General features: G+C 69.8%; 18 protein-coding genes and 1 pseudogene. 10 read left to right on the top strand and 9 right to left on the bottom strand.

The features are described 5' to 3' along the window. Positions 1-53: 53 nt before the first annotated feature. On the bottom strand, positions 54-1,142 hold the full coding sequence (gene ychF, locus ACH41F_RS25905) for a redox-regulated ATPase YchF (RefSeq protein WP_398837734.1): 1,089 nt from the start codon (positions 1,140-1,142) through the stop codon (positions 54-56). Between the two features lie 196 nt (positions 1,143-1,338). Here ychF and ACH41F_RS25900 point away from each other — a divergent pair, with 196 nt between their 5' ends. Further along, positions 1,339-1,869: a DUF6542 domain-containing protein gene (locus tag ACH41F_RS25900; protein ID WP_398837732.1), complete on the top strand. Its 531-nt coding sequence runs from the start codon at positions 1,339-1,341 to the stop codon at positions 1,867-1,869. 182 nt (positions 1,870-2,051) lie between these two features. On the opposite strand, the gene ppgK is transcribed toward ACH41F_RS25900, so the two are convergent. Then, entirely contained in the window at positions 2,052-2,795 is a 744-nt protein-coding gene (ppgK, locus tag ACH41F_RS25895) for a polyphosphate--glucose phosphotransferase (RefSeq protein ID WP_391243605.1), read from the bottom strand. A gap of 29 nt (positions 2,796-2,824) precedes the next feature. After that, complete coding sequence (locus ACH41F_RS25890; RefSeq protein ID WP_391243602.1) at positions 2,825-3,835, bottom strand: 4-hydroxy-3-methylbut-2-enyl diphosphate reductase; 1,011 nt, start codon at positions 3,833-3,835, stop codon at positions 2,825-2,827. A 116-nt stretch (positions 3,836-3,951) separates the two neighbouring features. On the opposite strand from ACH41F_RS25890, the gene ACH41F_RS25885 reads away from it, so the two are divergent. The 4 genes from ACH41F_RS25885 to ACH41F_RS25870 all read left to right on the top strand — a co-directional run bounded on the left by ACH41F_RS25885 (position 3,952) and on the right by ACH41F_RS25870 (position 7,558). Then, positions 3,952-5,325: an amino acid permease gene (locus ACH41F_RS25885; RefSeq protein ID WP_391243746.1), complete on the top strand. Its 1,374-nt coding sequence runs from the start codon at positions 3,952-3,954 to the stop codon at positions 5,323-5,325. A 35-nt stretch (positions 5,326-5,360) separates the two neighbouring features. Beyond that, positions 5,361-6,581 carry an exodeoxyribonuclease VII large subunit gene (gene xseA, locus ACH41F_RS25880; RefSeq protein WP_398837729.1) on the top strand — a complete coding sequence of 407 codons (1,221 nt, stop codon included), beginning with the start codon at positions 5,361-5,363 and terminating at the stop codon, positions 6,579-6,581. Between the two features lie 9 nt (positions 6,582-6,590). Beyond that, positions 6,591-6,833, top strand: a complete 243-nt coding sequence (locus ACH41F_RS25875; RefSeq protein WP_398837727.1) for an exodeoxyribonuclease VII small subunit — start codon at positions 6,591-6,593, stop codon at positions 6,831-6,833. Positions 6,834-6,967: 134 nt separating this feature from the next. After that, on the top strand, positions 6,968-7,558 hold the full coding sequence (locus ACH41F_RS25870; protein WP_391243593.1) for a malonic semialdehyde reductase: 591 nt from the start codon (positions 6,968-6,970) through the stop codon (positions 7,556-7,558). A gap of 91 nt (positions 7,559-7,649) precedes the next feature. Here ACH41F_RS25870 and ACH41F_RS25865 read toward each other — a convergent pair whose 3' ends face one another. After that, positions 7,650-8,174, bottom strand: coding sequence for a DUF4245 family protein (locus tag ACH41F_RS25865; protein WP_391243590.1), 525 nt, complete (start codon positions 8,172-8,174; stop codon positions 7,650-7,652). A gap of 126 nt (positions 8,175-8,300) precedes the next feature. Between ACH41F_RS25865 and glpX the strand changes: the two genes are divergently transcribed. Further along, the gene (glpX, locus tag ACH41F_RS25860) at positions 8,301-9,335 is read left to right on the top strand and encodes a class II fructose-bisphosphatase (protein WP_391243588.1); all 1,035 of its coding nucleotides are present in this window, start codon (positions 8,301-8,303) and stop codon (positions 9,333-9,335) included. Positions 9,336-9,419: 84 nt separating this feature from the next. On the opposite strand, the gene ACH41F_RS25855 is transcribed toward glpX, so the two are convergent. Next, positions 9,420-9,794: a WhiB family transcriptional regulator gene (locus ACH41F_RS25855; RefSeq protein WP_391243585.1), complete on the bottom strand. Its 375-nt coding sequence runs from the start codon at positions 9,792-9,794 to the stop codon at positions 9,420-9,422. Between the two features lie 163 nt (positions 9,795-9,957). Next, complete coding sequence (locus ACH41F_RS25850; protein WP_391243582.1) at positions 9,958-10,638, bottom strand: DUF1707 domain-containing protein; 681 nt, start codon at positions 10,636-10,638, stop codon at positions 9,958-9,960. A 210-nt stretch (positions 10,639-10,848) separates the two neighbouring features. Here ACH41F_RS25850 and ACH41F_RS25845 point away from each other — a divergent pair, with 210 nt between their 5' ends. Next, entirely contained in the window at positions 10,849-12,516 is a 1,668-nt protein-coding gene (locus ACH41F_RS25845; protein ID WP_391243578.1) for a FumA C-terminus/TtdB family hydratase beta subunit, read from the top strand. 177 nt (positions 12,517-12,693) lie between these two features. Here the strand turns inward: ACH41F_RS25845 and ACH41F_RS25840 are convergent, their stop codons facing one another. Beyond that, positions 12,694-13,149 carry a hypothetical protein gene (locus tag ACH41F_RS25840; protein WP_398837724.1) on the bottom strand — a complete coding sequence of 152 codons (456 nt, stop codon included), beginning with the start codon at positions 13,147-13,149 and terminating at the stop codon, positions 12,694-12,696. A gap of 299 nt (positions 13,150-13,448) precedes the next feature. Here ACH41F_RS25840 and ACH41F_RS25835 point away from each other — a divergent pair, with 299 nt between their 5' ends. The 3 genes from ACH41F_RS25835 (at position 13,449) to ACH41F_RS25825 (ending at position 17,953) form a co-directional block, all read left to right on the top strand. Next, complete coding sequence (locus ACH41F_RS25835; RefSeq protein ID WP_398837722.1) at positions 13,449-14,834, top strand: class II fumarate hydratase; 1,386 nt, start codon at positions 13,449-13,451, stop codon at positions 14,832-14,834. Between the two features lie 72 nt (positions 14,835-14,906). Beyond that, the gene (locus tag ACH41F_RS25830; RefSeq protein WP_391243569.1) at positions 14,907-15,599 is read left to right on the top strand and encodes a DUF402 domain-containing protein; all 693 of its coding nucleotides are present in this window, start codon (positions 14,907-14,909) and stop codon (positions 15,597-15,599) included. A 308-nt stretch (positions 15,600-15,907) separates the two neighbouring features. Further along, a complete protein-coding gene (locus ACH41F_RS25825; protein WP_391243566.1) occupies positions 15,908-17,953 on the top strand; it encodes a SpoIIE family protein phosphatase in 2,046 nt (681 codons plus the stop codon). 63 nt (positions 17,954-18,016) lie between these two features. Here the strand turns inward: ACH41F_RS25825 and ACH41F_RS25820 are convergent, their stop codons facing one another. Together ACH41F_RS25820 and ACH41F_RS25815 are read right to left on the bottom strand one after the other, a co-directional pair. Further along, a complete protein-coding gene (locus ACH41F_RS25820; protein WP_391245516.1) occupies positions 18,017-18,181 on the bottom strand; it encodes a hypothetical protein in 165 nt (54 codons plus the stop codon). 70 nt (positions 18,182-18,251) lie between these two features. Then, positions 18,252-20,378, bottom strand: a pseudogene (locus ACH41F_RS25815) (hypothetical protein); the annotation flags it as partial.

Genomic DNA, 20,378 nt, shown 5'->3' with positions numbered 1-20,378 from the left:
CCCCTTCTGACCTGCCCGCTCGACGAATCACCTGGCGTGCGGTGACAGGCCGCTCACACGTTGAAGCGGAACTCCACCACGTCCCCGTCCTGCATGACGTAGTCCTTGCCCTCCATCCGCGCCTTCCCCTTCGCGCGGGCCTCGGCGACGGAGCCGGTTTCCACCAGGTCTTCGAAGGAGATGACCTCGGCCTTGATGAAGCCCTTCTGGAAGTCGGTGTGGATCACGCCGGCGGCCTCGGGGGCGGTGGCGCCCTTCTTGATGGTCCAGGCGCGGGACTCCTTGGGGCCTGCCGTGAGGTAGGTCTGGAGGCCGAGGGTGTTGAAGCCGACGCGGGCCAGCGTCGTCAGGCCCGGCTCCTCGGCGCCGACCGACTCCAGGAGCTCCATCGCGTCCTCCTCGTCGAGCTCGGCGAGGTCCGCCTCCAGCTTGGCGTTGAGGAAGATCGCCTCGGCGGGGGCGACCAGGGCGCGCTGCTCGTCCTTGAAGGCCTCGTCGACCAACTCCTCCTCGTCGACGTTGAAGACGTAGAGGAAGGGCTTGGTGGTCAGCAGGTGCAGGTCGTGCAGGAGCTCCTCGTTGCCGGAGCCCTGGACGATGCCCGCGGAGAACAGGGTGTCGCCCTTCTCCAGGATCTCCTTGGCCGCCTCGACCGCGGCCACCTTCGGCGCGATGTCCTTCTTGATCCGCGACTCCTTCTGGAGGCGGGGCAGGACCTTCTCGATGGTCTGGAGGTCGGCGAGGATCAGCTCGGTGTTGATCGTCTCGATGTCGTCCTTGGGCGAGACCTTGCCGTCGACGTGGACGACGTTCTCGTCCTTGAAGGCACGGATGACCTGGCAGATCGCGTCGGACTCACGGATGTTCGCGAGGAACTTGTTGCCCAGACCCTCGCCCTCGGAGGCGCCCTTCACGATGCCCGCGATGTCCACGAAGTCGACGGTCGCCGGGAGGACCTTCTGGGAGGAGAAGATCTCGGCCAGTTTCGCCAGGCGCGGGTCCGGGACGCCGACCACGCCGACATTGGGCTCGATCGTGGCGAACGGGTAGTTGGCCGCGAGCACGTCGTTCTTGGTCAGGGCGTTGAACAGGGTCGACTTGCCGACATTCGGCAGACCGACGATTCCGATCGTGAGCGACACGTTGCGACTTCCCGTACGTGAGAGGAGAGGACTGAGGAGGCAGGGCCCGCCCGGTGACACAGGCTCTGCGGGGCCGATCCACCAGTCTACGGCGTGCCCGGACCCGCCCCCGCGATCCGTCGAACACATGGCCAAGCTCCGCCCCTCGGCGTGTCTGAGAGGCGATTCTGCATATAAACCGTCCTAAGTTGGTCCAGTGGAGCAACACAGGACGCGACCCCCGCACATCCGAGCACGCCGCGAGGCGCCTTCCCTGCCCCCGCAGGCGGCCCGCGGCGGGCGCCGTCCGACGGCGGCCGTACGGCGCCCCGCTCCCCCGGTCGTGCAGGCGGTACGCCGCTTTCCCAACCCCCGGCTCACCGGCCTCGGCGGCGGGCTGTTCTGCGGCGCCGCGATGTTCCTGCTCGGCACGCTCGACGCGCTGCTGTTCGGATCGTCACCGACGGTCTACGGGGTGCTGTTCCTGCCGGTCTGCGTGCTGACCGCGGTCTGGGTACGGCGGGGCGACCTGGCGACGGCACCGGTGGTGGTGCCGATCGCCTTCGCCGTGGGCGTGCTGCCGGTGGCCGACGGCGACGGCTTCGGCAGCCGGCTGATGGGTCTGGTGACGGCCCTCGCCACCCAGGCCGGCTGGCTGTACGGCGGGACACTCATCGCCGGTCTCATCGTGACCGTGCGCAGGATCCGGCTGGTGAACCGCAGGCGCCGGGCGAACGGCCGGGTCTAGGCCGGGCCTAGGGCCTGTTGTGAAAGTGGCCTCGTCGCCCGGAGGGCGGCCGCGCGGCGTTCGGTGCGTGCTCTCGGCGTGCCGCCCGGAAGCCCTCGTACTGGGCGTACTCGGGCTTTCGGGCGGTGCGGCGAGAGTGCGTGCCGGGCGTCGCGCGGCAGAGGCCACTTTCGCAACAGGCCCTAGTTCTTGGCCGCCTGCATCGCCGCGCCCACGATCCCCGCGTTGTTCTGGAGCTGCGCCGGGACGATCTCGGCCTTGATGCCCTCGATGTAGTGCAGGAACTTCTGGGACTTGCGGCTGACGCCGCCGCCGATGATGAACAGCTCGGGCGAGAAGAGCATCTCGACATGGGCGAGGTACTTCTGGACGCGGTGCGCCCAGTGCTCCCACGACAGGTCGCCGTCCTCCTTGGCCTTGCTGGAGGCGCGCTTCTCCGCGTCGTGTCCGTGCAGCTCCAGGTGGCCCAGCTCGGTGTTGGGGACCAGGACGCCGTCGACGAACAGGGCGCTGCCGATTCCGGTGCCGAAGGTCAGCAGGAACACCGTGCCCCTGCGACCGTGCCCGGCGCCGAACTCCATCTCGGCGACGCCCGCCGCGTCCGCGTCGTTGACGACCGTCACCGGCAGACCACCGAGCCGCTCGCTGAACAACGCGCGCGCGTCCTTGTCGATCCAGTCCTTGTCGACGTTGGCCGCCGTACGGATCGTCGCCCCGCCCGTGACCACGCCCGGGAACGTGAGCCCGACGGGCCCCGTCCAGCCGAAGTGGTCGACGACCTCCTTCACGCCGTCCGCCACCGCGTCCGGGGTCGCCGGGTGCGGGGTGAGCACCTTGCAGCGCTCCTGAGCCAGGTCGCCCTTGGTCAGGTCCACAGGGGCACCCTTGATCCCGGACCCGCCGATGTCCACACCGAAGATCTGCATGGCTCTACGTTACGTCGGACGACCGACAGTCACTCGACTGCGGTGCCCTTACGCTGCGCGACCAGGGCCGCAGCCTCCTCGCGCAGGTCCCGGCGGAGCTCCTTGGGCAGCGAGAAGGTGATGGACTCCTCGGCCGCCTTGACGAGTTCCACGTCGCCGTAGCCGCGCTCGGCGAGGTACTCGAGGACCTCCTCGACGAGGATCTCCGGCACCGAGGCGCCGGAGGTGACGCCGACCGTGGTCACGCCCTCCAGCCAGGCCTCGTCGATCTCGCTGGCGAAGTCCACCAGGTAGGCCTCGCGGGAGCCGGCCAGCTTGGCGACCTCCACCAGTCGCTTGGAGTTGGAGGAGTTGCGGGAGCCGACCACGATGACCAGCTCGGCCTCGGCGCCCATCTGCTTCACCGCGAGCTGACGGTTCTGCGTGGCGTAGCAGATGTCGTCGCTCGGCGGGGAGATGAGCTGCGGGAACTTCTCCTTCAGGGCGTCGACGGTCTCCATCGTCTCGTCCACGCTCAGCGTGGTCTGGGACAGCCACACGACCTTCGACTCGTCGCGGACCTCGACCTTGGCGACGTCGTCGGGGCCGTCGACCAGGGTGATGTGGTCGGGGGCCTCGCCGGAGGTGCCGATGACCTCCTCGTGGCCCTCGTGCCCGATCAGGAGGATGTCGTAGTCCTCGTTGGCGAAGCGGACGGCTTCCTTGTGGACCTTGGTGACCAGCGGGCAGGTCGCGTCGATGGTGGCGAGCTTTCCGCGCGCGGCCTCCTCGTGGACGACGGGGGCGACGCCGTGCGCGGAGAACATCACGATGTTCCCCTCGGGGACCTCCTCGGTCCGTTCGACGAAGATCGCACCCTTCTTCTCCAGGGTCTGCACGACGTACTTGTTGTGGACGATCTCGTGCCGGACGTACACCGGAGCGCCGTACTGCTCCAGGGCTTTCTCGACGGCGATCACGGCGCGGTCCACGCCCGCGCAGTAGCCCCGGGGGGCGGCGAGCAGGACACGGCGGCCAGGCGAAGCAGTCATGCGTCCCATCGTAAGGCCGCGCTCGACGCGTCAAAGATCGCGTGGCGGGTGAGACTGGCCGGAACGTGTGAAGGGCGGGGAACCCGCGACGGCAGAGGACGGACGACACACCGGCGGAGGCACCGATGTCCGAGACGGCGACGACGGCGAGGACCGCCGAACCCGGTGACGGCCTGCGCCGCAGCCTCGGCTTTCGCGATCTGGTTGTCTACGGGCTGCTCTTCATCGCTCCCATGGCGCCCGTCGGCGTGTTCGGCACGCTCGACGCCCGGTCGCACGGGGCGGTCGCGCTGGTCTACGTCGTCGCCACGGTCGCGATGGCGTTCACCGCTTTCAGTTACGCGCAGATGGTGCGGGTCGTCCCGCGCGCGGGCTCGGTGTACGCCTACGCGCGCGTGGCGCTCGGCAAGGAGGCGGGGTTCGTCGCGGGCTGGATGGCGATGCTGGACTACCTCCTCATCCCGGCCGTGGCCTACCTCTTCTCCGGGATCGCGATGAACGCGCTGGTCCCGGAGGTGTCGCGGTGGGTGTGGACGGCGCTCGCGGTGGTCGTCACGACCCTGCTGAACGTGTGGGGCGTACGGGTCGCGGCCCGGGTCGGCTTCCTGGTGCTGGCGATGGAGATCGTGGTCCTGCTGGTGTTCGTGGTCAGCGCGGTCGTCGTCCTCGCGCGCGACGGTGCCGAACGGGGGTGGCTGTCGCCGCTGTCCGGCGACGGCACCCAGGGGGCGTTCGCGCTGTCCGCGGTGATCGGGGCGGTGTCGATCGCGGTGCTGTCGTATCTGGGCTTCGACGCGATCGCGTCCTTCGCGGAGGAGGTCACCGGCGGGTCGGCGAAGGTGGCGCGGGCGGTGCTGTTCTGTCTGGCGCTGGCCGGTGTGCTGTTCGTGGGGCAGACCTATCTGGTGGCGCTGCTGGAGCCGGTGTCCTCGGCGCAGCTCGCGGCCCGGCCGGAGCAGCAGGGGTCCGCTTTCTACGACGCCGTGGACGCGTCGGTGGGGACGTGGCTGCACGACCTGGTGGCCGTCAGCAAGGCGATCGGCGCGGCGTTCGCGGCGCTGGCGGGCCAGGCGGCGGCCGGGCGGCTGCTGTTCGCGATGGGGCGGGACCGGCGGCTGCCGCGCGCGCTGTCGCGGACGGACGCCGGCGTGCCGCGCGTGGCGCTGCTCTGCGCGGCGGTCGTCACGCTGGTCGCGGCGGTGTGGGCGGCCCGCCGGGACGACGGGATGGACCACCTGGTGTCGGTGGTCGACATCGGTGCGCTCACGGCGTTCACGCTGCTGCACGCGAGCGTGGTGGGGTGGTTCGCGGTGCGGCGGCGGGGCGGGGCGGTGAGCTGGTGGCGGCATGTGCTGGTGCCGGTCCTCGGGGCGGCGATCACGGTGGCCGTGATCGTGGAGGCGTCGGAAGCGGCTCAGGTGGTGGGGGCGGTGTGGTTCGTGCTCGGACTCGGGGTCCTGTGGGTGCAGCGGGGGCGGGGCGGTCCGTCCGAGGCCTGACCCGTGTTGTCGGTGCGGGCCGTTACGCTCGCGGCATGGCTCTCAACACGTCCGCCGAAACACCGCTGCCCGTCGGTGAGGTCTCCCGGCTGATCGGGGGGTGGATCGACCGGCTCGGCGCGGTCTGGGTGGAGGGCCAGATCACCCAGCTCTCCCGCCGCCCCGGCGCCGGGGTCGTGTTCCTGACGCTGCGCGACCCGTCGTACGACATCTCCGTGAGCGTCACCTGCTACCGGCAGGTGTTCGACGCCGTCGCGGACGTGGTGAGCGAGGGGGCGCGGGTCGTCGTGCTCGCGAAGCCGGAGTGGTACGCGCCGCGCGGGCAGTTGTCGTTGCGGGCCGCCGAGATAAGGCCGGTCGGGGTGGGGGAACTGCTCGCCCGTCTCGAGCAGTTGAAGAAGGCGCTCGCCGCCGAGGGGCTGTTCGCGCCCGAGCGCAAGAAACCGTTGCCGTTCCTGCCGCAGCTCGTGGGGCTGGTGTGCGGGCGGGCCTCGGCCGCCGAGCGGGACGTGCTGGAGAACGCCCGGCACCGCTGGCCCGCCGTCCGCTTCGAGGTGCGCAATGTGGCGGTGCAGGGCGTGCACGCGGTGCCGCAGGTCGTGCAGGCCGTCAAGGAGCTCGACGAGAACGACGACGTCGACGTGATCATCGTGGCCCGCGGCGGGGGCAGCGTCGAGGATCTGCTGCCCTTCTCCGACGAGCAGCTCGTACGGACCGTCGCCGCCTGCCGTACCCCCGTCGTCTCCGCCATCGGGCACGAGCCGGACAACCCGCTGCTGGACCACGTCGCCGATCTGCGCGCCTCCACCCCGACCGACGCGGCCAAGAAGGTCGTGCCGGACGTGGGCGAGGAGTACGAGCGGGTGCGGATGCTGCGGGACCGGGCCCGGCGGTGTGTCGAGGCCATCGTCGAGCGGGAGGAGCGCGGGCTCGCCCACGCGCTCGCCCGGCCGTCGATACAGGATCCGCACCGGATGATCGACGAGCGGGCCGACCAGGTCTCCTCGCTGGTGGAGCGGGCGCGCCGCACCCTCGGCCATCTCCTGGACCGCGCCGACTCCGAGCTGACGCACACGCACGCGCGCGTGGTCGCCCTCTCCCCCGCCGCGACCCTCAAGCGCGGGTACGCCGTGCTCCAGAAGGCCGACGGGCATGTCGTGCGGGACCCGGAGGAGGTCGACGGCGACGAGGTGCTGCGGGCGCGGGTCGCCGAGGGTGAGTTCCGCGTGAAGGTCGATGTCCGAGCCGATGCTTAGGGTGGGCGCATGACCAGCACAGTGGATGAGGCGCTCGGGTACGAGCAGGCGCGGGACGAACTGATCGACGTCGTACGGCGGCTGGAGGCCGGTGGTACGACGCTGGAGGAGTCCCTCGCGCTGTGGGAGCGGGGCGAGGAGCTGGCCAAGGTCTGCCGGCGCTGGCTGGACGGGGCGCGGGCACGGCTGGACGCGGCCCTGGCGGAGGAGAGCGAGGGCGGGGCGGGCGAGGAGGGGCCGGACGCCGGGTGACGGGCCAGTCGAGTTGTGAAGCGGGTCACCACACCCCCGTTTTTGTTGAACCTTAAACATGTTCCGCGTACAGTCATCCGTGTCAGCCGATCCGCGACCCGGATCCGACGTACGTCCCCAAGAAGGTTCACGCCATGTCTCTCGTCCTTGACCCCGCCGCCCAGGACCTGCTCTTCCGCGAGGCCCGCACCGCCCACGCCTTCACCGACGAGCCGGTGACCGACGAGCAGCTCCAGGCGATCTACGACCTGGTCAAGTTCGGCCCGACCGCCTTCAACCAGACCCCCCTGCGCATCACGCTGGTCCGCTCCCCCGAGGCCCGCGAGCGCCTGGTGCGGCACATGGCCGAGGGCAACCAGCCCAAGACGGCCGCCGCCCCGCTCGTGGCGATCCTCTCCGCGGACAACGAGTTCCACGAGGAACTGCCCAGGCTGCTCCCGCACTTCCCGCAGGCCAAGGACGTCTTCTTCAGCGAGCGCCCGGTCCGCGAGAGCGCGGCCACGCTGAACGCCGCCTTGCAGGCCGCGTACTTCATCATCGGCGTCCGCGCCGCCGGGCTCGCCGCCGGCCCGATGACCGGCGTCGACTTCGAGGGCGTCCGCAAGGAGTTCCTCGACGACGACCACACCCCGCTGATGGTCGTCAACATCGGCCGGCCGGCCGAGGACGCGTCCCACCCGCGCGCCCCGCGCCTGGCCTACGACGAGGTCGTCACCACCGTCTGAGCCGGCCGTACGCACGACGGCAGGGACAGCACGAACGGCACGAAGAGGGCCCCCGGTTTCGCCGCCGGGGGCCCTCTTCGTGCTGCGGGGGTCACTTCGCCCTGAGTGCCTCGACCATCTGCTTCAGCTGCTCGAAGGAGCCGGTGCCCGCCACCACGGTCGTGGCGCCGTCGGCCTGGTGGACCAGGGCGTCGTAGCGGCCGCCGGTGTAGCGCGTCCAGGTGCGGTCGCCGATCTTCTCGGTGGTGTCCGTCTTCTCGCCGCCCTGGCTGGCCTCGTCTATGAAGTCCACGGCCGGCTTCCGGGTCGACTGCTCGATCTGGACGTAGTCGTCGCCGGGGGTGTGGAAGCCCAGGTGCCAGGAGTCGGACTCCGCGGCGTCGAACCGGACGGAGGTGGCCTTCCAGGTCTTCGGCAGCCCTTCGGGAGCCAGCACCGGGTAGGCCGCGGCGCGTCGGGCCGTGAGCAGCTCGACGCGGTAGTCGACCCGCTTGATCTCCTGAGGGGAGTCGTCGTGCGGGATGAAGAGGTAGATGACCCCCGCCATGAGACTGATCACGCCCAGGGAGATCACCATGTCCCGGACCGTCTTCTGCTTGCCGCTCGAACCTGCCACGCCCCCATCGTCGCAGGTGCCCTGGTCCGCTCATCCGTGGGGTCCCCTGCTCATTTTGTCTGCCTAACGATAGAGTCGTGGCCATACCCTCATCCGGCCGTCGTCGTATCAGAAAGGTGCGCCTCGATGACCGAGCATCATCACTTGCCCTCCGAACTCGAAGTCCCCAGCGAAGCCCCCGACCGTAACCTCGCCCTCGAACTCGTTCGGGTCACCGAAGCAGCCGCCATGGCCGCGGGGCGCTGGGTCGGGCGGGGCGAGAAGAACGGCGCCGACGGCGCCGCGGTGCGCGCCATGCGGACCCTCGTCTCCACCGTGTCGATGAACGGCGTGGTCGTCATCGGCGAGGGCGAGAAGGACGAGGCCCCGATGCTCTTCAACGGGGAGCGTGTCGGCGACGGCACCGGGCCCGAGTGCGACATCGCCGTCGACCCGATCGACGGCACCACCCTGACCGCCAAGGGCATGCCCAACGCGATCGCCGTGCTGGCCGCCGCGGACCGCGGGTCGATGTTCGACCCGTCCGCCGTGTTCTACATGGACAAGCTGGTCACCGGCCCCGAGGCCGCCGACTTCGTCGACATCAACGCGCCGGTGTCGGTGAACATCCGGCGGGTCGCGAAGGCGAAGCGGTCCACACCGGAGGACGTGACCGTCGTCATCCTCGACCGTCCCCGGCACGAGGGGATCATCAAGGAGATCCGGGAGGCGGGTGCGCGCATCAAGCTGATCTCCGACGGTGACGTGGCGGGGTCCATCTACGCGCTGCGCGAGGGCACCGGCGTGGACATGCTGCTGGGCATCGGCGGCACCCCGGAGGGGATCATCTCCGCCTGTGCCGTGAAGTGCCTAGGCGGCACGATCCAGGGCAAGCTGTGGCCCAAGGACGCGGAGGAGCGGCAGCGGGCGATCGACGCGGGCCACGATCTCGACCGGGTGCTGACCACGGACGACCTGGTCTCCGGGGACAACGTGTTCTTCGTCGCGACCGGGATCACCGACGGCGAGCTGCTGCGGGGTGTGCGGTACCGGTCGGAGACCGCGACGACCGACTCGATCGTGATGCGGTCGAAGTCGGGGACGGTGCGCAGGATCGAGTCCGAGCACCGGCTGAGGAAGCTGCGGGCCTACAGCGCGATCGACTTCGACCGCGCCAAGTAGCGGCTCCGGCCCACGGAAAAGGGCGCCCCCGGTGCGGTGGGGGCGCCCTTTTCGTCGGTCTGCGGAGTCGGCGCCGGACTGGAGTCAGCCGGCCTGGGGTATGCGGGCCGCCCGCGCCGCCTTCTGGAGTTCCATGTCGCGGCGCCTGCGGCGGGCCAGGACCACGCGGCGTTCCGCGGCGGTGAGACCGCCCCAGACGCCGTAGGGCTCGGGTTGCAGGAGCGCGTGTTCGCGGCACTCGACCATGACCGGACAGCGGGCACACACGCGCTTGGCGGCCTCCTCGCGGGAGAGCCGAGCCGCGGTGGGCTCCTTGGAAGGGGCGAAGAACAGTCCGGCCTCGTCGCGCCGGCACACCGCCTCGGTGTGCCACGGCGCGTCTTGGTCCCTGTCTCGCACTGGCACCCGCTGAGCCGGTACAGCAGCTACTTGCAGGGACGAATGCGGCGGTTGCAGCACGGTCTACTCCTGACGACGGCTTCGCGAGCGAGAGACGATGCAGCAAGGCCTACCCGCTGTGCGCGTGCCTATGCACTGAGTTCCGTACCGCTGGATTACGGGTGGTCCGGTGCTGGGGTCTGAGTGGAACCGATCGCTTCACATCCCGCCCGATTCACAACCGTCAACGATCCAGATGCTTGCGCAAACTCCTGTCGACCTTGTGCTGGACGCGGTCCAGGATGTCCGCCACACGCTTGCCCCGCTTGGGCCGGCCCTCGATGTTGCCGAGAACGGCCCATCCGTCGACGTAGACGACCGGGGCCTCGGGGTCGTCCGAATCCAGCGTGTGCACCTCGAAGTTGCCCAGGACGCCGCCGCCCGTGCCGCGCAGCGAGATGTTCTCCGGGACGCGGACCTCGACGTTGCCGAAGACCGAGATCGCCTTGATCACGACCTGCTGGTACGCGAAGAGGGCCTCGCTGAGGTCTATCTCGACGCTGCCGAAGATCGCGTACGCGTGGATACGGCGGCCCGCGCGCCAGCGGCCCTTGCGGACGGCGCTGCTGAACACCGCCACCACGTTCTCGTCGGGGTCGATCGGGACGGCGCCGACGGTGGGGCGGTTGGGGGCGGTGGGCGCCCGGCGTGGCTGGTGGGCGGCGGGCAGGTCCCGTATGAAGGCGTCCAGCTCGCCGACCGTCTTGGCGGCCAGCACGCCCTCGATCCGCTCGGCGTGCTCGTCGGCGGTGAGGCGGCCCTCGGCCAGGGCCTCGCGCAGGATGTCGGCGATCCGGTCGCGGTCGGCGTCCGAGGCGCGCAGGTCGGTGGTGGCAGCGGGCGGGGTCTGCTTCTCAAGGTCCACGACAGCAGCGTACCCAAACGCGATAGATCGCGACTAGGCCCTGTGGACGACCGAACTGCGACCGAAACTGCGACCGAACCGCGGACCGGGCGGCCTGTGGACAACTCACTGAGCCTTACCTCACAAACGTCCGGCCTCCGACAGGTTCTACGCTGGTGAGGCCTGCCAACGGAGGCCGGCCGCCGTCTGTCGAGTGAGGAATGGGCTGAGATGCCTGAGTTCGCGTACACCGATCTGCTCCCCATGGGAGAGGACACCACCCCCTACCGGCTGGTGACCTCCGAGGGTGTCTCCACCTTCGAGGCCGACGGGCGGACCTTCCTCAGGGTGGAGCCGGAGGCGCTGCGCAAGCTCGCCGAAGAGGCCATCCACGACATCCAGCACTACCTGCGCCCCGCGCACCTGGCCCAGCTGCGGCGGATCATCGACGACCCCGAGGCGTCGAGCAACGACAAGTTCGTGGCACTGGACCTGCTGAAGAACGCGAACATCGCGGCGGCGGGCGTGCTGCCGATGTGCCAGGACACCGGCACCGCGATCGTCATGGGCAAGCGCGGGCAGAACGTCCTCACCCAGGGCGGCGACGAGGAGGCCCTGTCGAAGGGCATCTACGACGCGTACCTGAACCTCAACCTGCGCTACTCGCAGATGGCCCCGCTGACCATGTGGGACGAGAAGAACACCGGCTCCAACCTCCCGGCGCAGATCGAGCTGTACGCGACCGACGGCGGCGCCTACAAGTTCCTCTTCATGGCCAAGGGCGGTGGCTCGGCCAACAAGTCCTTCCTGTACCAGGAGACGAAGGCCGTCCTCAACGAGGCCTCCATGATGAAGTTCCTGGAGGAGAAGATCCGTTCGCTGGGCACGGCCGCCTGCCCGCCGTACCACCTGGCGATCGTGGTCGGCGGTACGTCGGCCGAGTACGCGCTGAAGACGGCGAAGTACGCCTCCGCCCACTACCTGGACGAGATCCCGGCCGAGGGCTCGGAGCTGGGCCACGGCTTCCGGGACAAGGAGCTGGAGGAGAAGGTCTTCGAGCTGACGCAGAAGATCGGGATCGGGGCGCAGTTCGGGGGCAAGTACTTCTGCCACGACGTCCGTGTGGTGCGGCTGCCGCGGCACGGCGCGTCCTGCCCGGTCGCGATCGCCGTCTCCTGCTCGGCGGACCGTCAGGCGGTCGCGAAGATCACCGCCGAGGGCGTCTTCCTGGAGCAGCTGGAGACGGACCCCGCGCGGTTCCTGCCGGACACGACGGACGAGCACCTGGACGAGTCCGGTGACGTCGTGAAGATCGACCTCAACCAGCCGATGGACACGATCCTCGCCGAGCTGACGAAGTACCCGGTGAAGACCCGGCTGTCCCTGACCGGCCCGCTGGTCGTGGCCCGCGACATCGCACACGCCAAGATCAAGGAGCGTCTCGACGCGGGCGAGGAGATGCCGCAGTACCTGAAGGACCACCCGGTGTACTACGCGGGCCCGGCGAAGACGCCCGAGGGCTACGCGTCCGGCTCCTTCGGTCCCACCACGGCCGGCCGTATGGACTCCTACGTCGAGCAGTTCCAGGCGGCGGGCGGCTCGAAGGTGATGCTGGCCAAGGGCAACCGGAGCAAGCAGGTCACGGACGCGTGCGCCACGCACGGCGGCTTCTACCTGGGCTCCATCGGCGGCCCGGCCGCGCGTCTGGCCCAGGACTGCATCAAGAAGGTCGAGGTCGTCGAGTACGAGGAACTCGGCATGGAGGCGGTCTGGAAGATCGAGGTCGAGGACTTCCCGGCGTTCGTCGTCGTCGACGACAAGGGCAACGACTTCTTCCAGGACCCGGCCCCCGCGCCGACGTTCACGTCGATCCCCGTGCGCGGTCCCGGCCTGGCGTAGTGCCTTCGGGTGGCGGCGGGGAGGGTTTTCGCCCCCGCCGCCCCTACCCGTCCCATCACCAGGGGCTCCGCCCCTCACCCGGCCCGCGCGCCGACGTTCACGTCGATCCCGGTCCGGGGGCCTGGGCTGGCGTAGGGCCTCGGGTGCGGCGGGGGCATGCGTCTCGCCCCCGCCCGGTCACCCGCAGTGGACGCCGTCGCGCGTGACGATGGCAGTTCCCCATGACCCGTGAATCTGCCCGGATATGGATATGCAGTGGCCATCGGCGGACAAGGAAACCGGGCCGGCGTACTGCGCATACAGCCCCTCGTCGGTCACCTTCTTCTCCGAGTAGCAGTTCGAACCTGAAGTCCCCAGTCTGCAGCGGTCCAGGGTCGCATTCGTCAGGCTCGGCGTTCCATACTTTCCGGCCGAATTCTTGACGGTCACCATGCAGTTGGTCCCGTTGGAGGAGTTGTAGTAGAGGTACACATTCCCTCTGGTCACCCCTCCGTTGTCCTTCACCGCATACGTACTGATCAGCGACCCGGAGCAGCCGTACCCGGCGGCGCTCGCCGTCGGCGCGGAAACCAGTGCGGCCCCCGCGGTCGCCATCGCCACAACACAACCAGAAAGTACAGCCCTTTTGCGCACGCGTCCTCCGTCGTAGGAATGTCGTAGGAATTCTGTGGCGCCCGGTCACAGGAAGATGAAATGCGGCCGGATCTCTGAGCGCCGACATCCACTGAATCATGAGCGCGCGTCCGGACGTTTCACATCGCGAGGAATGACGCAATTACGCCAATTCCGCGAGCACGGAGTCCGGGTACCGGCTGCGCGCGGGAGAAGGTCGGCGCCGCGGCGATCGCCGGCACCGCGGTGGCTGGATGCCTCGGGACCACTCCGCGGCCCGGCATCGGAACATCCATGCCGCGCCGATCGCTGTAGAGGGTATGAGCGACTACCGCATCGAGCACGACTCCATGGGCGAGGTACGCGTCCCCGCCGACGCCAAGTGGCGGGCCCAGACTCAGCGTGCCGTCGAGAACTTCCCCGTGTCCGGGCAGCGGATCGAGCGCGCGCACATCGAGGCGCTGGCGCGGATCAAGGGGGCCGCCGCGAAGGTCAACGCGCGGTTGGGGGTGCTCGACAAGGACATCGCCGAGGCCGTTCAGGAGGCGGCGGCCGAGGTCGCGGACGGCGCGTGGGACGCGCACTTTCCGGTGGACGTCTTCCAGACCGGGTCCGGGACCTCCTCCAACATGAACACCAACGAGGTCATCGCCACCCTGGCCAGTGAGCGGCTGGGGCGTCCCGTGCATCCCAACGACCACGTCAACGCCTCGCAGTCGTCCAACGACGTGTTCCCCTCCTCCATCCACATCGCCGCCACCGCCGCCGTCACCCGCGAACTCGTCCCCGCGCTCCAGCACCTCGCCGACTCCCTCACGCGCAAGTCCGAGGAGTTCGCCGACGTGGTGAAGTCCGGGCGGACCCACCTCATGGACGCCACCCCGGTGACCCTGGGGCAGGAGTTCGGGGGGTACGCCGCCCAGGTGCGGTACGGCATCGAGCGGCTGGAGGCCTCCCTGCCCCGGCTCGCCGAGCTGCCGCTGGGCGGCACCGCGGTCGGGACCGGGATCAACACCCCGCCCGGGTTCCCCGCGGCCGTCATCGAGGAGGTGGCCCGCGTCACCGGGCTGCCGCTGACCGAGGCCCGCGACCACTTCGAGGCGCAGGGGGCCCGGGACGGGATCGTGGAGACCAGCGGGCAGTTGCGGACCATCGCGGTCGGGCTGACCAAGATCGCCAATGATCTGCGGTGGATGGCCTCCGGGCCGCGCACCGGGCTCGCCGAGATCTCCCTGCCCGACCTCCAGCCCGGGTCGTCGATCATGCCGGGCAAGGTCAACCCGGTCGTCCCGGAGGCCGTGCTCATGGTCTGCGCCCAGGTCATCGGCAACGACGCGACCGTCGCCACGGCCGGAGCCGCCGGCAACTTCGAGCTCAACGTCATGCTGCCGGTGATCGCCAAGAACGTCCTGGAGTCCATCCGGCTGCTCTCCAACGTCACCCGGCTGCTGGCCGACCGGACCGTCGACGGGATCGTCGCGCACCGGGAACGCGCGCGTGAGTACGCCGAGTCGTCGCCTTCCGTGGTCACGCCGCTGAACAAGTACATCGGGTACGAGGAGGCCGCCAAGGTCGCCAAGAAGTCCCTCGCGGAGCGCAGGACCATTCGTGAGGTCGTACTGGAGGGCGGGTACATCGAGCGCGGCGACCTGACCGCGGAACAGCTCGACGAAGCGCTGGATGTCCTGCGGATGACGCGGCCGTAACCATTGCCGTCCCGGACGCGAACCGTGACGCGTGCCGCAGCGTCGTATGCCCGGGGCACCTAATATCTGTTCATGGCAGACGGTGGAGCGGTGAGAGCGGTGAACGCGGGTACGTCGACGTCCTTCTGGGAGCCGGGGAGTCAGATCCTGTGGCGGTACCGGGAGAACGCCGGCCCGCGCTTCCACATCGCGCGCCCCGTCACCGTCGTCCGGGACGACCATGAGGTGCTGGCCGTGTGGATGGCTCCCGGCACCGAGTGTGTGAAGCCCGTCCTCGCCGACGGCACCCCGGTGCACGCGGAGCCGCTGGAGACCCGGTACACCAAGCCGCGCACCGTGCAGCGCGACCGCTGGTTCGGCACCGGGGTGCTGAAGCTGGCGCGGCCCGGTGAGCCGTGGTCGGTGTGGCTGTTCTGGGAGCCGGGCTGGCGGTTCAAGAACTGGTACGTGAACCTGGAGGAGCCGCTGGCCCGTTGGGAGGGCGGTGTCGACTCCGAGGACCACTTCCTCGACATCTCCGTGCACCCGGACCGCAGTTGGCACTGGCGTGACGAGGACGAGTTCGCGCAGGCGCAGCGGGACGGGCTGATGAGCCGGGCGCGGGCCGAACAGGTGCGTCAGGCGGGGCGGGCGGCGGTGGAGGTGATCCGCGCCTGGGGCCCGCCGTACTCGGACGGCTGGCAGCACTGGCGCCCGGATCCGTCCTGGTCGGTACCGTTGCTGCCGGAAGACTGGGACCGCACGCCCGCGCACGTGTCCTCATGAGACCCTTGATGCGCCCCCGGGCTACAAACGTAGGATCGTCCTCCGCAAGAGCGCGCGGCGGCAACTGGCGGAGCGTGCATCGAGCTTGACCATTCGTCACCGAGGGGCGGGCAGGACGTGAGCGAGGGGTACGAGGGCGACACCGGCGACACAGGCCCTGTGCGGGCCGGTCGCTCCGCCGCCGGCACAGGAACAGCCTCTGACCACGATGGAATTCCGTTCCTGGGGCACGAGTACCGGGTATCGGCATTTCGGCGGGACGAACTGAGCGCGCGGCGCGCAGCCACCGACGGACGGATTCGACACGCGTGACGGAGCAGCCCACCTCCTTCGAGCGCCCCCAGCCGGGCGCCGGCCCCGCGGACCCTCGCGGGGCGCTCCTGCGTGCCTCCACGCCCTCGCAGGGCGCCTTACCGGCACAGGCCCGGGCCGGTGAGACACCGCCGTCCGGGGCCGACGTCACCTCGCCGTCGCCGGGCGGCGACCCCGAGCACTCCCAGCCCACGGCGGCCGCCGAGCCGGACACCCATCGGCCGCGGCCGGTGTCCGAGGGCATCCCCGTCCAGCCGGAGGCCGCGTCCGACGGCCCCGAGCGGCGCACCGGGCAGGGTGTGACGCCGGGTCGGCCGACGCCGATGCGGCGGGACGGCGACCGGCTGCGCTTCGTCGGTGCGGCGACCCGGCGGATCGCCCGCGGCATCGACCTGGACGAGATCGTGATGGGGCTGTGCCGGGCGACCGTACCGACCTTCTCGGACGCGATCCTGGTCTATCTGCGCGACCCGCTGCCGGTCGGTGACGAACGCCCCACCGGACCGCTGGTGTTGCGGCTGCGCCGCACCGACCGGATACCGGAGGAGCGGGACACCGAGGGCGGCTTCGGCGCGCCCACGCTCCAGCCGGAGCCGACCGAGCTGACCGAACTGGCCGCCGTCACCGCCGAGCTGTGCGAGGTCCGCACCGGCGGCGCGCTCGCCGAGGTGCTGCGCGGGGTCCGCCCGGTCTTCACGGACTCTCCGGCGGCCCGCGCGGCGTTGCCGGAACTCCTCGGCGAGGGCGGCGAGTTGGTCGTCCCGGGCGGGCGGCGCGCGATCCTCGCCCCCCTGCGCGGCCGGCGCCGGGTCATCGGCGCCGCACTGTTCCTGCGCCGCCCCGAGCGGATGGCCTTCGAGTCGGACGACCTCCTGGTCGCCGCCCAACTCGCCACGCACAGCGCGCTGGGCATCGACAAAGCGGTCCTGTACGGCCGTGAGGCGTACATCGCCGACGAGCTCCAGCGCACCATGCTCCCCGAGACGCTCCCGCGTCCGACAGGGGTCCGGCTGGCCTCGCGCTATCTGCCGGCCGCGGAGACCGCGCGGGTCGGCGGCGACTGGTACGACGCCATCCCCCTGCCGGGCAGCCGGGTCGCGCTGGTCGTCGGTGACGTCATGGGCCACTCCATGACCTCGGCCGCGATCATGGGCCAGCTGCGGACCACCGCCCAGACCCTCGCCGGCCTGGACCTGCCGCCGCAGGAGGTGCTGCACCACCTGGACGAGCAGGCCCAGCGCCTCGGCACCGACCGCATGGCGACCTGCCTCTACGCCGTCTACGACCCGGTGTCGCACCGGATCACGATCGCCAACGCCGGCCATCCGCCGCCCGTCCTGCTCCACCTGGGCGGCCGGGCCGAGGTGCTGCGGGTGCCGCCGGGCGCCCCGATCGGCGTCGGCGGTGTGGACTTCGAGGCCGTGGAGCTGGACGCACCCGCCGGGGCGACCCTGTTGCTCTACACCGACGGGCTCGTCGAGTCGCGCCTGCGGGACGTGTGGACCGGCATAGAGCAGCTGCGGGAGAAGCTCGCCGCGACCGCGCAGCTGACCGGGCCGGACCATCCGCCGCCGCTGGAGGCGCTGTGCGACGAGGTGCTGGACATGCTCGGGCCGGGTGACCGGGACGACGACATCGCGCTGCTCGCCGCCCGCTTCGAGGGCATCGCGCCCAGTGACGTGGCGTACTGGTTCCTGGAGCCCGAGGACGCGGCACCGGGGCGGGCCCGGCGGCTGGCCCGGCGTGCCCTGTCCCGCTGGGGGCTGGAGGAACTGAGCGACTCCGTCGAGCTGTTGGTTAGCGAGGTCGTGACCAACGCCGTACGGTACGCGTCGCGGCCGGTGACCCTGCGGTTGCTGCGGACCGACGTACTGCGCTGCGAAGTCGGTGACGACGTACCGCAGTTGCCGCGGCTGCGGCAGGCGCGGGCCACCGACGAGGGCGGACGCGGGCTGTACCTGGTCAACAAGATGGCCCGGCGGTGGGGCGCGACCCGGCTCAGCACCGGGAAGGTCGTCTGGTTCGAGCTGAACCGGAACTGAGGGACGAAAAAGAACGAGGGCGCCCGGCAGAGGCCGGGCGCCCCCCTTCTCCTTCGCTTCCGCTCAGGAAACGGCCATGGCGACGACGAGAGCGAGCGGCAGGAAGATACAGGCAGCCGCCATCGCCCAGCCCACCTTCCAGGATGTCTTGTCTCCGACCTTGACGCAGAAGAGCGCCATGAGGGGGACGTAGACGGCCAGCGGCACGAGGAGGATGCCGGCACCCATGGTCTGTTCCTTTCCACCAGTGTGCCCGGGACCGCGAGAGAGCGGCCCCGGGCACATCCGGTCCTATGCCCTATGGCGTGTAGTTGTCGAGGAACCCAGTGGTCGCGGCATCACAGTGCACGACACCCGCCGGACGTTCGCCGGGTCCATCGCCGACTACCGGCACGGGAGCGTCGACGGCCCAGGGGTTGCCGCCGCTGCCGCGGTCTGTCGCGTTGCACTTCCCATAGGCGTTCCCTCCGATGCTGTTGACGCCGGGAATGTTGGAGAAGTTGACCCAGTCTCCCAGCTTGATCCGCCCGTTCGACGGCCGGCCGAGGTTGTCGGTCAACCGGTCGTCGACGTAGAGGTACAGGTCGGGCATGTAGCTCTGCCAGACGATGCCGTTCGAGGGGACCGCGTCACGGTTCTCCACCAGGTGCGTCGGCTTGACGCTGCCGTCCGCGCAGAACGCGGCCGCGATGTCCTGCCAGATCGGCGGGGCATTGCCGATCTGGCTGCCGAAGATGTTGTTGCCCCCGCTGTTCTTGAAGAACATCGAGTACATCTCGCCGGCGAAGTTCCGGACCATGACATTGGTCTCGGGGTGCGCCTTCACCTTGTCCACCCACGCCTTGACGTTGTCGTTGATGTACTTGTGCGCGATCATCGGCCGGTAGCCATGCACACCGCCGCCGACGGCCCGGAAGTCCACGCACGTCTTGTCCGTGTTCAGCCGCGCTCCCCGGAAGTGCGGGAAGAAGACCTGCCCCGGGGTGTTGCCGTCGATGTACGGCCGGGCGTGGATGTCCTTGCCGTACTCGAGTGCGTCGTACGTCATGTAGTCGATGTCGGGCTTGGTGATGCCGTAGTCCGACTCGATGGCCTGGATGATGCCGGTCACGTAGTGCGGCAGGTGGGCGTTGCCGATCCGGACCTGGTAGTCCGCCGACTCGCTCCCCGATACGATCTTCCCGGTGGAGTCGTCGACGATGAAACTGACCTCGACATCACTCTTGATCTTGTAGCTGTCCTCGCCCTTCAGTGCCACGCTCGCCGGCTGCGACGGGTCCGGGCGCCTGTTGGACATGGCCATCCACACGGGTACCGACATGGCCGGCGCCGAACCGTTCGCGTTCGGCGTCCAGCCGCCCGCCTTGATGTCCTCGTACCACTTCTTGGCCTCGTCATAGGTCCGCTGCCCGCTGCACTCACCCACCGGGACGACCGTCGGACAGCGTGCGGCGCCCGTGATACCGACTGCGTCCGCTCCGCCCGGGTTGGACCAGAGCGGCCCCTTGTACGCCAGGCCCATGGCCCAGTCGTAGAGGGTCTTCTGGGTACGCAGCGGAGTGAACACCTCCTCCGGCATGTTGGAGTTGAGGTTCTGGTTGGGGTCGAAGATCGCTGCCGCGGTCATGGTCCGCTCCACGAACCGGCCGCTGATCGGCTGCACCGCCACGGCGTCGTAGGCGATGTCCTTGTCCCCGGTGCCGTCCTGGGTGATGGTCGACAGCGTGACCTTCGGCTTGGCGTCGAACATGAACGCGCCGATGGACACCCAGCGGTTGGAGCTACCGTTCTGGTTCACGACCCGGGTCTTGACGCCCTTGGCCGTAGAGATCTTGTACGTGGCGTACTTGGCCTGTGCCCCGTGGTCGGGCAGGTGCACCCAGATTTTGGCCGGGCCGTTGACCGCCTGGTTGAGGGTCCAACTGCCGGTCATCTTCAGTCGTTCGCCCTTGGCGCCCTGTGAGCGGTCGTGGCCGAAGTAGAAGTGGCCGCCGAAGCCGGCGCCGAGTTGGTGCAGGTCCACTTTCGCGGGCCATGTGCCGATGATCGTCTGGCCGTCGGGGGCCAGTCCTGCCTCTCCGTCGCCGAAGTCGAGGGAGAAGGTGCCCTGGTTGGACCAGTCACTGTTGCCGCAGCCGGGCCGCACGGACGGTGTCCCCGCCGGCAGATCATCGACGATCATCGCCCCTGAAGGCAGCCCCGACCGCGAGCAGTTGGGCGGATAGGCGGTGCCGTCCGCCTGCTCGGCGTCGTAGTCCGGCGAGGTGAACCGGAAGAACTCGTTGCCGCACGAGTACGAGCAGTCCGTCTTCCAGCTCACCGACTGGTGATACCAGCACTTGAAGTCGTCGCGGGTGCACGGCCCCGCGCCGGGCTCGTTGGCCGCCCCGTCACCGATCTTCGACGGCTCGCACCAGTTGTACGG

This window comes from Streptomyces sp. NPDC020489 (genome assembly GCF_044386545.1).
Taxonomy (GTDB): Bacteria; Actinomycetota; Actinomycetes; order Streptomycetales; family Streptomycetaceae; genus Streptomyces.
Note: the sequence above shows the minus strand (reverse complement) of the source record. Positions and strands in the feature narration are given on the sequence as shown.

Coding starts and splice junctions, on each gene's coding strand:
- ACH41F_RS25845 (WP_391243578.1), top strand. CDS start 10,849: ATGCCTGAGTTCGCGTACACCGATCTGCTCCCCATGGGAGAGGACACC.
- glpX (WP_391243588.1), top strand. CDS start 8,301: ATGACCGAGCATCATCACTTGCCCTCCGAACTCGAAGTCCCCAGCGAA.
- ACH41F_RS25830 (WP_391243569.1), top strand. CDS start 14,907: ATGGCAGACGGTGGAGCGGTGAGAGCGGTGAACGCGGGTACGTCGACG.
- ACH41F_RS25870 (WP_391243593.1), top strand. CDS start 6,968: ATGTCTCTCGTCCTTGACCCCGCCGCCCAGGACCTGCTCTTCCGCGAG.
- ACH41F_RS25820 (WP_391245516.1), bottom strand. CDS start 18,181: ATGGGTGCCGGCATCCTCCTCGTGCCGCTGGCCGTCTACGTCCCCCTC.
- ppgK (WP_391243605.1), bottom strand. CDS start 2,795: ATGCAGATCTTCGGTGTGGACATCGGCGGGTCCGGGATCAAGGGTGCC.
- ACH41F_RS25890 (WP_391243602.1), bottom strand. CDS start 3,835: ATGGGACGCATGACTGCTTCGCCTGGCCGCCGTGTCCTGCTCGCCGCC.
- ACH41F_RS25835 (WP_398837722.1), top strand. CDS start 13,449: ATGAGCGACTACCGCATCGAGCACGACTCCATGGGCGAGGTACGCGTC.
- ACH41F_RS25885 (WP_391243746.1), top strand. CDS start 3,952: ATGTCCGAGACGGCGACGACGGCGAGGACCGCCGAACCCGGTGACGGC.
- xseA (WP_398837729.1), top strand. CDS start 5,361: ATGGCTCTCAACACGTCCGCCGAAACACCGCTGCCCGTCGGTGAGGTC.
- ACH41F_RS25875 (WP_398837727.1), top strand. CDS start 6,591: ATGACCAGCACAGTGGATGAGGCGCTCGGGTACGAGCAGGCGCGGGAC.